Source organism: Clostridium sp. UBA4395, assembly GCF_002390995.1.
GTDB classification, from domain to species: domain Bacteria; phylum Bacillota; class Clostridia; order Clostridiales; family Clostridiaceae; genus Clostridium_J; species Clostridium_J sulfidigenes.
In genome coordinates this window covers 1-13,061 of the sequence record NZ_DGRF01000075.1, presented here as the reverse complement: position 1 = coordinate 13,061, position 13,061 = coordinate 1, and the positions used below count along the sequence as shown (strand labels likewise).

Here is a 13,061-nt window from a genome sequence, read left to right as displayed (position 1 = left end):
AAATTTTATTTAGGTGTAAATTATAGGAGGTCATGTATTATGAAAATTGCAGTAATAGGATGTACACACGCAGGAACAGCAGCGGTAGTAAATGCAAAACAACTTTACCCAGATAGTGAGATTACAGTTTATGAGAGAAATGATAATATATCTTTCCTTTCTTGTGGAATTGCTTTAAGTGTATCTAATGTAGTAAATGAACCAGAAAAATTATTTTATAATTCCCCAGAAAATTTAAATAACCTTGGTATAAACATGAGAATGAATTATGATGTAACTGATATTGATATGGATGAAAAAATAATCACAGCTACAAATCTAAAGACTGGTGATATAGTAAAAGAAAAATATGATAAATTAATTTTAACCTTGGGATCGTGGCCAATAGTTCCTAATTTTGAAGGAAGAAACCTAAAAAATATATTACTATGTAAAAATTATAGTCATGCAAAAACAATTATAGAAAAGTCAGCTGACGCTAAGAATGTAACAGTTGTAGGAGCTGGATATATAGGAGTAGAACTTGCTGAAGCCTTTGAAATGAAAGGTAAAAATGTAACCCTAGTTGATGCAGAAGACAGAATAATGAGTAAATATCTTGATAAAGAATTTACAGATATAGCAGAGAATGAATTTAAAAACCGTGGAGTAAAACTAGCTTTAGGTGAAAAAGTTCAAAGGTTTGAAGGAGAAAATGGTATAGTATCTAAGGTAGTAACTGATAAAGGAAGTCATGAAGCAGATTTAGTAGTACTTTGCATAGGATTTATACCAAGTACAAGTTTAGTAAAAGGAAAATTAGACACTCTTCCAAATGGAGCAATAATAATAGATGAATATATGAGAACTAGTGTTAAAGATGTATTTGCAGCTGGAGATTGCTGTGTTGTAGAATATAATCCAGCAAGGGATAAGAGATATATTCCTCTTGCAACTAATGCTGTAAGAATGGGAACCTTAGTTGCTAAAAATCTAGTAAACCCAACTCTTAAGTATATGGGAACCCAAGGTACTTCAGGAATAAAGATATATGATAAATGTATAGCTTCAACAGGTTTAACAGAAGAGGTTGCTAAGAAAACCACATCTATGGAGATTGACTCAGTAATGGTTAGTGAAAATCATAGACCAGAATTTATGCCAACCTATAAGGAAGCAACCATAAAGCTTGTTTATGACAAAGCTACAAGAAGAATTCTTGGAGGACAGATTATTTCTGATGAAGATTTAACTCAACACATGAATACCCTATCTGTAGTAATTCAAAATAACATGACCATAGAAGAACTGGCAATGACAGATTTCTTTTTCCAACCACACTTTAATAAACCATGGAGCTTATTAAATACTGTAGCTCTTAAAGCACTAAAGTAATATATAAGTTATATTATATATAATTTAAAAATAACTCATCATAATTAATATGGTGAGTTATTTTCATAGTAAAATAGATTACTTTGATAAATTAAATAAAAGTAAGGAGATAACAGTTAAAGTTTCTATGAAGTCTGTTTATTAGAGTTAGATTCGCTGGATTTACAATTATTATAAAAATTATTTAAAAAATTATAAACTTCTCCTGAATAAAATTTATCACTAGTATTTTTATCCATCTTGGACAATAAGACTTGGCGAGTAATAATATCATTTAGATTAACTTCTTTGCAATTTTTCATAATATCGTACATTATCATAAAAGTCGTAGTTCTTTCAAGTCCTTCATTGCCATGGAAATGAAGCCAACTGCCCTCAGGTTGATTTTTTACAACTTCCATAAAATAATTTACCATAGCCTCTGTAGGTAAATTTTTATATGTTACAGGAATACGAGTATAAGATAATGAATAAGATTCAGACTGCTCAGCTTCATTTTGAACCTTTGAAGGTATAATTACATCTTTAAAACCCTCTAAAGCAATAGCTTTATTAAGTGGAATAGATTTTAATCTAGAGTTTTCATCAGCAATGATTTCATTTACTGTTAAGCCTCTATTTGCATCGTTGTTAGCATTTTGCCAACTTACAGGAATACCATCAATAAATCCATGGGATTCTTCTCTTAAGTCAATAATAGTTATAGGCAAATCATTACCTATAGAATCCTTCATTAAAGGAACTCCAGTTTTAGAAAATTGACCACTACCAGAAATATTAAGCTTATCTAGACCAGACAAATTTATATTTTCTGAAGGAGTGATTTTATCTGTGCTCTTTCTAAAATATTTTGGTAATTCGAAAGCAGTTGGAGAATCAACTGTTAACTTTACATCTGGAATAGGAGTAGCATAACATACAACATAATTAAAGGATAGAATTATAGTTAAAAAAGCAAATAAATTAATCTTTAAAAATTTTTTCATATTTAGACACCACCTATATAATATTTAATTAGTATCTATTATAATTTTACCTATGACATTCTAAATTATTCATAGTAAAATATAGGTATTATTGGTGTAGTGATAGTATATTTTAATGTAAAACTATACAAATAGATTAATATAAAACTAGAAAAATAGTTAACTATGAAACTATATAACTATATAACTAGTTAACTATTTGTTCTGTTCATGCGGGTTTCAGAGATTTTACTGCTTAATAGTATTATGAACTTATTAGTTAAATTAAAAAAATTAGGAGGAAGTTTAGTGAATATAACATTAATAACTGTAGGAAAAATAAAAGAAAAATATTTAAGAGATGCCATAGATGAATATTCTAAAAGATTATCAAGATACTGTAAGCTTGAAATAATGGAACTTCAAGATGAGAAAACACCAGATAATGCATCAGAAAAGGAAGAACTTCAAATAAAGGATAAAGAAGGTCAAAGTATATTATCAAAAATCAAAGATAATGCTTATGTTGTAGCCATGGATTTAAAAGGAAAACAAATTTCATCTGAAGAATTTGCAAATTTCATAGATAACTGCGGATTAGAAGGAAACTCTAATTTAGTTTTTATCATAGGAGGAAGCTTAGGTCTATCAGAACAAGTTATAAAAAGAGCTAATTACAAAATATGTTTTTCTAAAATGACATTTCCCCATCAATTGTTCAGAGTAATGCTTCTAGAACAGATATATAGAGGATATAGGATAATAAAGGGTGAACCGTACCATAAGTAAGCCTCTAAATCTTTGATTTAGTTAGGCGAACTTACTCAGCGAACGAAGTGAGTCGAGTTTCCTTTATGACCAAGTGCGGCTTATAGCTTTAGGCAATGATATGAATGGCTAAGGCTATTTTTATAAGTAATAGTGCATTTACAAAATATGCTATAATAAAATTAGGAAAAAATTTGAGGAATAGACAAATAGTAATTTATCTGTTAGTTAATTTGCTTATTAATTTTAATAGAATACAAGGGGGAAAAATAATGATTCAATCAGTTGTACATATTGCTTTAGTAGTAAAAGATTATGATGAAGCAATCGAGTTTTACACAAACAAACTTCATTTTACATTAGTAGAAGATACCTATCAACCAGAACAAGAAAAAAGATGGGTGGTAGTATCTCCACCAGGTTCAAATGGAACAACAATATTACTTGCAAGAGCATCTAAGCCAGAACAAGAGCCTTTCATAGGAAATCAAGCAGGTCGACGAGTTTTTCTTTTCTTAGGAACTGATGATTTTTGGCGTGATTATAATGAAATGAGAAAAATAGGAATAGAATTTGTTAGAGAACCTAAAGAACAGGATTATGGAACGGTTGCAGTATTTAAAGATTTATACGGAAATTTATGGGACTTAGTTGAATTCAATAAAAATCATCCAATGTTCAAAAGAGTTAAATAAATAATCACAAAGAGGAATTGATCTGAAATTATCGAATAAATATATAATTAGAAATAATTATATATTTGGGAGGGTTTTATGGAAGATAATACAGAAAAAATAAAGTTAAGTTTTTGGAAGAAAATAATAGGTAGCATTCAAGGAATAAATCATTATGAGAATGTGTTAAAAGAAACTACTGGAAAGGCAGTATTATATTTGCTATTAATATCGTTGTTTCTTGGAGCTATTGGATCTATAAGAGGATCTATTGAGGTTAATAATGGAATATCAGAGTTTATCAAAATATATAATGACAATTGTCCAAACTTTGAGCTTATAAATGGAGAGTTAAGTGTTGAGGGCGTTATGCCAATGGTTTTATCAGAGGATGAAGATAATTATATTATTATAGATACAACTAACGGCACTAATCCTGCTGTTCTAGATTCTCATAGTAAAGGTATTTTAATACTAAAAGATAAAATGATTCAAAAAGAGAACCAATTACAAACTCAAGTAATCGAATTTAAATCATTACAAGGATTAACCATAAATAAAGATATAGCATATAGCTACTTCCATTATGCAAAGATTATTATACCATTTATTTTTATTGTAAATATCCTTGGGTATTTCTTGGGTGGACTCTTAAGCTCTCTATTTTTAGCTCTATTTGCCCTTATAATCAATGGAATTTTTAAAACAAAGTTGAAATATGGACAGTTGTATAGATTAAGCATTTATGCACTAACTACTCCGCTTATAATAAATACAATCTTGAAAATTTTAAGTATAGAACATTTTAGGTTCTATTGGTTACTATATCATACTATAGCTTATATTTATATTGGCTTTGCATTGAACAAACTAAAAAGTTCTAAGAATAATATTTTATTAGATTAGGTGTATAAATCAAATAAAAAGGTTAATGTCATAAATATTTTGGTTAATGGTACCATAAGTAACCATGACTCTCTATATTATATATGTTTAGGGTATTGAAATTCCGTTTATGATATGCAATGAAAAGTATATTAAGGTTAAAAAATGGAGCTACAGATTGTATAAAAATCTGTAGCTTTTTCTACGTTAATCAGAATTGAAGATATATAGTCCATATTGTAATCGGATTTGCATTATAGTTATCTCATAACCAGTCAATATATTATATAGAAAAAACAGTGGATTGTCAATATAATATGTTAAAAAGCTTGAAATAATGAGTGCTAAGTAGATAATATATATGGATCCTATTTGGATGTATTTTGTACATTTGTAATAACAAACCTAAATGAATATAATTAATTTCGTTGGTTAGGAAATTTGTAAATTGAAATTGAGGTGTTGATTATGTTGTCAATGTTAGCAGACTTAAGAGAAAGTGACAAGGTACAGTATGGTGCTAAAGCAAGTGAGTTAGGAGAGTTAATAAGAAGCGGAGAAAAGGTTCCAATTGGCTTTGCATTATCTTTAGAATTTTTCATGCGGTTTCTTGAATATAATAATTTTTCCTATAGTGCTGGAGACTATTTAACTTATAATGCAGAAATATGCAAAGTAATATTAAAAGGTTCATTTTCTCCTGATATGGAGAGGGAGTTACTTAAATTTTTTAATTGTATACAAGGCATGGGACTGAAATATGTAGTAAGATCCTCTGCTCTGTGTGAAGACAGCGATAACTATAGCATGGCAGGAATGTTCGATTCATTTATTAAATTGAATACTTTTGAAGAAGTTAAGACTGCAATAAAGAAGTGTTATGCTTCATTGTTTAGTGATAAGGTAATAGCATATTTCATAAAACAAAATTTAAATTTGGATGAGCTAAAAATGTGTATAATAATTCAGCAATTCGTTGAAGGTTGCTATTCTGGAGTAAACTTTTCTGTGGATACTATTGATATGGATGAAGAAGTAATGCATATTAATGCTGTAAAAGGCTTATGTGAAGATTATGTTAGCGGTAAAGCAAATTCAGCTTTTTATAAAATCTATAAAAAATGTGGAGCCATACTTGAAGAGAAGCTTCCGAAGGACAGTAACTTTCTGCCAAAGAATTTAGTAAATGAACTATATGAGTGCACATTAAGAATTGAGAAAACCTTCGGTAAATATCAAGATATCGAATGGACTATCAGAAATAAAGATATATATATTCTTCAAGCTAGGCCTATAACAACTTTTAAAGAAAAAAACTTTGAAATTATTTGGTCTGATAAAAATCAGGGCAATTATACTTGGTATAGAGAAGGGGAAAAACCTTTGGAATCGTTAATCAATGAGATTAACATAATCCTGGGAGAGGCATTAAATAGAGGATGTTATGACACTGGACTTGAAGAATTTTATACAGAGTACTGTATTCATAATGGATATTGGTATTATCGAGATAAGGAAATGCCAAATCATAAGGTACAAGAGCAAAGCTTTTTAAGTTCATTAAATAAGTTTTATGTTAAAAATCAAAATATATTCCAAGATGTAGTACTGCCGGAATTATTGATATTGAAAGAGGAACTGGATAAATATTTGTTTAGAGACTTATCTCAAAGGGAAGCAGCAGAGTTCTTGGACAAGTCCCTACAGTATATGGAATACTTAGCAGAAAAGCATCAACCAGTTACTCACGGATGTGATTATTTAGAGGATTTTATGCAATACTGCAGAATAATACAAAATGATCTTAGTGTAGAGGATTTATATGATTTAGTATTTAACATCAGTATATTAAATAAAGAACGAGGATTTTATATTGATATGGCAGATGAGGTGAATTCAAATCCTGTATTAAATAAAATGTTTAAAGATTGCAGGTATGATGAACTTTTACATGCTAGGCTTAAAAATATCCCAGAGAGCAAAAAGCTGCTTAAATTAATAGATGATTATATTGCTTTGTACGGAATTTGTAATTTGGAAGGTGATATCAATAGTGACTATCCAGAACCTATATTAATGGAGGCGCCTTACAAAGTAATAGGACACATTCGTGGATTTCTAATGTTTAATAGTGACAGCTTTAAAAGGTCTATTGAAAGCTCTTTAGAAAATAAAAAAAGAATTAAATCCATTATACTAAGCCAATTAGGAGAAGAAGATTCTCAAGAATTTCTAAGTAAGCTTGAATTAGCAGAAAAAGCATATTTAGCAAGAGATAATCATCATTACTATTTTGAGCGAATGACAAGATCATATCTTCGATTGGCTATTATTGAGGCTGAAAAAGTATTATTAAGAAATAAACAAATTCAGCATAGAGGAGACATGTATTTTCTTACCATAAATGAATTGAAGGAAGGACTAATACAAGGAAGGGATTATAATAAGCTTATTAATGAAAGAAAACAGCTATTTAATTATCAAAAAAAGCTGTTATCACCTCCTATTATTGGGAAAGCACCTGTTGAAAAGGTAGATTATAAAAATCAAAATGATGAACATGGCATAGGAAAATTACGTGAACAGGATATTATTTTAAAAGGGCTTCCAGGCCTAAGAAAAAAGGTTAAAGGAAAGGTTAAAATCGGATTGCCTGTTTATTTAAATGAAGATAGCATTTTAGTACTTCCATTTACAAGATGCGGAGAACTTAAGCTCATAGTTGGCAATGTAATAGGCATAGTTGTAGAAGTAGGGTCGCCTTTTGAGCATATGGGAATCCTTGCTAGGGAGCTGAATATACCAGTGCTGTATAATGTAGAAAATGCAATGAGCATCTTTAGGGATGGAGATGAAGTTCAGTTAGATGGTTTTGCAGGTGAAGTTAAAATCATAAAATCGGAGCTGTAGAAGTAAATTAATTTTTAACATGGTTGAGAAATTTTTCTATTTAAATGATTTACCAAATCATTTATGTGAGATATAATAATTATTAATCAATTCTTAGAAAATATAAATTAATTAAAAAATGAGCTAACTCAAGTGATAAATATGATAATGATTGGATTCCCAACGTTGGACATCGTGGAAACGATTGCGGGGAAAGAATTTGAAGAAACGTTGAATTTTTATAATTTTGCATAAAAGAAAGGTAAAATGGAAGATGTATAGCTTGATTTACTGTTTCCAATTAAGGAGAAGGGTTAAGAATAAGTTCGAAGGGTAAGGCAGATTAACTATTACAAAGAAAGAGGTGCTTAAATGGAAGATATTAAAATCGACTCAGCATTATCATTGGGCGGTTATAATTGGCGTGTGCTTGACATACAAAACAATACGGCTTTGATTATAACCGAAGATATTATAGAACAACGCCCTTACCATGATACTTATAAAGATATAACATGGGCTGACTGCGCGTTAAGAAAATATCTTAATGGTGAATTTTATGACAAATTCAACGCAACTGATAAATCAAGGATAATTCCGGTAATAAATAAAAATCTTGATAATCAGTGGTATGGTTCAAAGGGCGGAGCAGATACGGAAGACAGTATATTTTTATTAAGTATTGAGGAAGTATGCAAATTTTTTGGTGATAGCACTTCAAAACTGTATAACCGAGGAAAAAATCAAAGATATTGGTTTCAAAGAAAAGATGAAAACAACAGTAAGCGAATAGCAAAACTTCTGGGTAAAGAAGGGAGTTGGTGGTGGTGGCTTCGATCACCCGGTCGTGTTAATGTAAAAGCCGTGTACATCTTCGGGACTGACGGTAATATAGGTATACAAGGCAACAATATATTGAAAGGTAACATCAGTGATGGCAAATGTACAGGCGGTGTTCGTCCTGCTTTGTGGCTAAAGCTTGAATTGTAAATCTTGGGTCACTTTTAAAGTGGCTTTACTATAATTACAGAATAGAATAATTAAATTTAAAGGAGAATTAAAATGAGCAAGTATGAAAATGCAATGAAACTTATGGAGGAACGTTGTGGAAATGGCAAAGAGGAAGTTATTGCCCTTGCGACAATATCACTATCCTCGAGCACTGCCGGTAATCCTCGTCCTGCTGTCCGTATGGTATGCGCTTATTATGAAGATGGTGTATTTTATGTTTCTACGGATGCAAAAAAAAGTAAAATGCTACAAATTGAGAAGAATAACCAGGTTTCTGTCTGTGGGTTAGATTGGTATGCGTTCCAAGGTACGGCTGAAAATCTCGGTTGGGTCAAGGACGAGAAGAATGCGGAAATCAGAGCGAAATTCAAAAAAATTTTCGATTGGTTCGATGAAGTTGGTGACGAAGACAATCCTAACTCAATCGTTCTGCGTATCTCTCTCACAGAGGGTACGATTACTGACAACGAAAAAAAATACGGTGAACATCAGTATGAAATTGATTTTATAAATAAAACGGTGAAATAAGTACGTAAAGAATAAGCAGTTTCTAACTTGATAGACCAAAGACATCACTACTTGATTATCAATATTTTCTAACTTAGTTTTCTGAAACTCAACATTAAAAATGTAAATATAAAGATTTCTAATTTACAACTATAGCTTAGTATGTTATAATTTCTAAATATATTAATATCTTAAATTAATCTATATGGTTTATACATTAACTTATTGGCATATGGGGGTATCTAATGACAAAAGGACAAATTGAAGCGAAGATAAGCGAAGCAATTAGTAAATTTGAGATTGAACATATGGGAAGAGGGCCAGAAAAAATTCGAACAATCATATTTGGAGATTTGATAATAGTGAGGATTAAAGGTTTTTTGAGTAAATCAGAAAGAAGTTTGGCTCGAAACAAAGAAGGTATAGACTTAATAAAAAAAGTTAGGACTGCTTTATTCGAAAATGCAAGAGAAAGTTTGGAAAAAGCTATAAAATCTGTACTTGATGCTGATATAATAAGTACCTATTCTGATGTAAGTACAAAAACAGGTGAAAAAATTATAGGTATAGTTATAGATCAAGATATTGAAGAAAATTTTATAAAATAATTTGGAAGATGTATTGAAAGGTTAATACCAGTCAAGAATAAGCCAATAACAATAACTCTATTATAGGGAGTTTTTGTTATTGGCTTTTTTAAATTTAAATTAGGATGGTGAAATATGAATACAACAGAGATATTTAGATTAAAACCTCCTTCAAATATAGGTATAATTGGAGGCGGACAATTAGGAAAAATGTTGACAGTAGAAGGAAAGAGAATGGGATATAACATAATTATATTAGATCCAAAAGCTAATTGTCCGGCAGGACAAATTGCTGATGAACAAATTATAGCTGAGTTTTCAGATATAACTGCATTAAGAGAGTTATCTAGAAAAACTGATGTTATAACATATGAGTTTGAACATATAGATGTAGAATTGCTTAGTTTAATAGAAGAAGATGGACATAAAATATACCCATCATCTAACACACTTAGGATGATACAAAATAAATATATTCAAAAAAGTATATTTAAAAAGTCAGGTATCAAAGTACCAGATTTTTATTTGATTAATAGCTTAGATGAATTGAAAGATATATTTTATAAACTTGATAAAAAAATTATATTAAAAGCTTGCAAAGGTGGTTATGATGGTAAAGGAAATATTGTAATAAAGGATGCTAATAAAATTGAAGAAGCTTATAAAAAGCTTTGCAATGATGACTTAATGGTTGAAGAATTTATTGATTATATAAAAGAAGTATCAGTAATAATTAATAAGAACCATGAAGGTATATCTTTTTATCCGGTAACAGAGAATATTCATAAAGATAGCATTCTTATAAATTCTATTATACCTGCAAAGATTTCAAAGGAAACAGAAGAAAAAATTATACAAATGGCTAAAAAAATTATTGAAACAATAGATGATTTTGGAGTGTTTTGTATAGAGTTTTTTATTGATTGTAACTTGAATATTTTAGTTAATGAAGTTGCTCCAAGACCACATAATTCAGGTCATTACACAATCGAAGGATGTATTACATCACAATTCGAACAACTTATTAGAATTATAACAGGGATGCCATTAGGTTCAACAAAATTAAGATTACCATGCGCTATGTACAATATATTAGGAAGCAATGATGTTGATGGTAAGTATTGTGTAAATGGTATAGAATCAATTCTCGATATTGAGGATTGTTATTTCCACTTGTATGGAAAGTCGGAATCAAAGTATTTGAAAAAAATTGGGCATATAACAGCACTAGATGAATCAGTTGAAAAGGCAAATCAGAAAGCCCAAAAAGCAATGAGTAGTATAGGGATAGCTCCTTTAGTAAATGCTTAGATTTAGAAAATACCTAATGTTAAACATTTAGAAACTAGGAGGGAAGTATAAAATGTTTGAGAATAATATTGTTCCATTAGTTGGAATTGTAATGGGAAGTGAGTCAGATTTAAAAGTTATGAAAATGGCGGCACAGATAATGGAAGAATTAAAAATACCATATGAAATAAAAGTTGTATCTGCTCATAGAACACCTGATAGAATGTATGAATATGCAAAAAATGCTGAAAAAAGGGAATTGGAGGTGATTATAGCAGGTGCAGGAGGAGCAGCTCATTTGCCAGGAATGATTTCTTCTATGACGTTATTACCTGTAATAGGAATTCCTATAAAATTAAGAGAGTTAGATGGTATGGATTCATTACTATCAATAGTGCAAATGCCAAGTGGAGTACCAGTAGCTACAGTAGGAATTAATAACGCAAAAAATGCAGGTATTCTAGCTGTTAGAATATTGAGCATAAAACATCCAGAAATAAGAGAGAAGTTAAATAACTATATGATTAGAATAAAAGAAAATGTAGTATTTGACTTAGAAGATAAATTAGATGAAAGTTGGAGCATAGATAATGAAAAAACTAACTAAACAAAATAATATTACACCTGGACAGAGATGGATATATGTAATTTTGGGAATCATTATTATGATGTGCCTAGGTACCGTATATTCATGGAGTGTTTTTAGATTACACGTAGAAGAATTATATAATGTAGGTACTACTGAAAGTGGATTTCCATACATGATTTCTTTAGCATTTTATGCACTTTTTATGTTTTTGACAGGTAAGCATTTAGATAAATATAGCCCTAGGGTGATGATTTCTTTTGGATCTATTCTTGTAGCGGTAGGATGGATATTATCTGGATATGCACCTAATATATATATTTTAACAATTACATATGGAGTCATAATTGGTGCTGGGGTTGGCATAGCTTATGGTGCTCCAATGACAGTAGTAGCAAGGTGGTTTCCTGAAAAAAAAGGTTTAGTAGTAGGACTTATATTGACTGGATTTGGTTTATCACCACTTATAACAGCACCTGTTGCAAGATATTTTATAGAAGTTTATGGAATAGTTCAATCATTTAAGATATTGGGAATATCATTTGGTATTATAATACCACTACTTTCATATCCATTCAGATATCCTTCCGATAATGATTATAACTACCTAAAAACAACATCTAACATAATTGAAAATATAAATGATGTAAATACCGAAAAAATGATTAAATCTAAAAGTTTTAAGAGTTTATATTTTAGTTTTATTATTGGCACAATGATTGGATTAATGTTAATTGGGATGACAAGTAATGTTGGAATTGAACTGGTAAAGTTGCCATCAAAAACAGTTACTTTATTAATTTCGTTATTTGCCGTGTTTAACGGCATAAGTAGACCTATATTTGGTTGGATTACTGATAAGTTATCCCCTAAAAAAGCCATGATAATTTCTTATGGGTTAAGTATTGTTGCAGCATCATTAATGTTAATGGCTGATGAAGGAAGCTTAGTGTTATTTATTATATCATTTTCAATATTTTGGTTTAATCTTGGTGGATGGTTAGCTATTGCACCAACTTCAACCCTCAATATTTACGGAATAAAATGGTATAGTCAGAATTATGGTGTTGTTTTTACTGCATATGGAATAGGTGCTATTATTGGGGTATTGGCTTCAGGATTGCTAATGGATTTTCTTCATAGTTATAATGCGATCTTTTATTTTGTAATAATTTTATGTATTATAGGCATATTCATATCACAAAAGATTACAAAAACTAATGAAAATATAATATAAATAGCATGAAAAGCAAGAAGTTATAGCCTTTATAATGTAGTTGAATATTAATTTAAGGTCTTCTAAAAAACGGTCAGTAGGTTTAAAATAAAATTAATCTACTGACCGTTTTGGTCTATAGATGAACCGAAGATTTCTAACTTAAAAGCCAAAAAACGCCACTACCTGATTATAAATATTCAATTAAGACGAAGTGTGGTTTATAGCTTTAGGCATTGATATGAATGCCTAAGGCTATTTTTGTAAATGGAAATAACGTATCTTAAGTACTATAATAGTGCACTTTCA

The 13,061-nt window shown here is 30.0% G+C and carries 12 protein-coding genes; 11 read left to right on the top strand and 1 reads right to left on the bottom strand.

Annotated features, from left to right (window positions below; all coding sequences use genetic code 11):
- Window positions 1-39: 39 nt before the first annotated feature.
- On the top strand, window positions 40-1,374 hold the full coding sequence (locus B2694_RS13630) for an FAD-dependent oxidoreductase (RefSeq protein WP_346867564.1): 1,335 nt from the start codon (window positions 40-42) through the stop codon (window positions 1,372-1,374).
- Between the two features lie 125 nt (window positions 1,375-1,499).
- On the opposite strand, the gene B2694_RS13625 is transcribed toward B2694_RS13630, so the two are convergent.
- Window positions 1,500-2,360 carry a fused DSP-PTPase phosphatase/NAD kinase-like protein gene (locus B2694_RS13625; RefSeq protein WP_346886216.1) on the bottom strand — a complete coding sequence of 287 codons (861 nt, stop codon included), beginning with the start codon at window positions 2,358-2,360 and terminating at the stop codon, window positions 1,500-1,502.
- Between the two features lie 288 nt (window positions 2,361-2,648).
- On the opposite strand from B2694_RS13625, the gene rlmH reads away from it, so the two are divergent.
- The 10 genes from rlmH to B2694_RS13575 all read left to right on the top strand — a co-directional run bounded on the left by rlmH (window position 2,649) and on the right by B2694_RS13575 (window position 12,773).
- Window positions 2,649-3,128: a 23S rRNA (pseudouridine(1915)-N(3))-methyltransferase RlmH gene (gene rlmH, locus B2694_RS13620; protein WP_346886215.1), complete on the top strand. Its 480-nt coding sequence runs from the start codon at window positions 2,649-2,651 to the stop codon at window positions 3,126-3,128.
- Between the two features lie 251 nt (window positions 3,129-3,379).
- Window positions 3,380-3,802 (top strand): VOC family protein, encoded by a 423-nt coding sequence (locus B2694_RS13615; protein ID WP_346886214.1) that lies wholly within the window; start codon window positions 3,380-3,382, stop codon window positions 3,800-3,802.
- A gap of 78 nt (window positions 3,803-3,880) precedes the next feature.
- Window positions 3,881-4,687 (top strand): DUF1189 domain-containing protein, encoded by an 807-nt coding sequence (locus B2694_RS13610; protein WP_346886213.1) that lies wholly within the window; start codon window positions 3,881-3,883, stop codon window positions 4,685-4,687.
- 447 nt (window positions 4,688-5,134) lie between these two features.
- Window positions 5,135-7,576 (top strand): PEP/pyruvate-binding domain-containing protein, encoded by a 2,442-nt coding sequence (locus tag B2694_RS13605; RefSeq protein ID WP_346886212.1) that lies wholly within the window; start codon window positions 5,135-5,137, stop codon window positions 7,574-7,576.
- 351 nt (window positions 7,577-7,927) lie between these two features.
- Window positions 7,928-8,545, top strand: a complete 618-nt coding sequence (locus tag B2694_RS13600; RefSeq protein ID WP_346886211.1) for a DUF6273 domain-containing protein — start codon at window positions 7,928-7,930, stop codon at window positions 8,543-8,545.
- Between the two features lie 72 nt (window positions 8,546-8,617).
- Entirely contained in the window at window positions 8,618-9,094 is a 477-nt protein-coding gene (locus B2694_RS13595; protein ID WP_346886210.1) for a pyridoxamine 5'-phosphate oxidase family protein, read from the top strand.
- A gap of 224 nt (window positions 9,095-9,318) precedes the next feature.
- Window positions 9,319-9,681 (top strand): DUF2294 domain-containing protein, encoded by a 363-nt coding sequence (locus B2694_RS13590; protein ID WP_346886209.1) that lies wholly within the window; start codon window positions 9,319-9,321, stop codon window positions 9,679-9,681.
- A gap of 114 nt (window positions 9,682-9,795) precedes the next feature.
- Window positions 9,796-10,971, top strand: coding sequence for a 5-(carboxyamino)imidazole ribonucleotide synthase (locus B2694_RS13585; RefSeq protein WP_346886208.1), 1,176 nt, complete (start codon window positions 9,796-9,798; stop codon window positions 10,969-10,971).
- 52 nt (window positions 10,972-11,023) lie between these two features.
- Entirely contained in the window at window positions 11,024-11,557 is a 534-nt protein-coding gene (gene purE / locus B2694_RS13580; RefSeq protein WP_346886207.1) for a 5-(carboxyamino)imidazole ribonucleotide mutase, read from the top strand.
- Window positions 11,541-12,773 carry an L-lactate MFS transporter gene (locus B2694_RS13575; RefSeq protein WP_346886206.1) on the top strand — a complete coding sequence of 411 codons (1,233 nt, stop codon included), beginning with the start codon at window positions 11,541-11,543 and terminating at the stop codon, window positions 12,771-12,773. Before purE ends, B2694_RS13575 begins: the two co-directional genes overlap by 17 nt.
- Window positions 12,774-13,061: the final 288 nt, after the last annotated feature.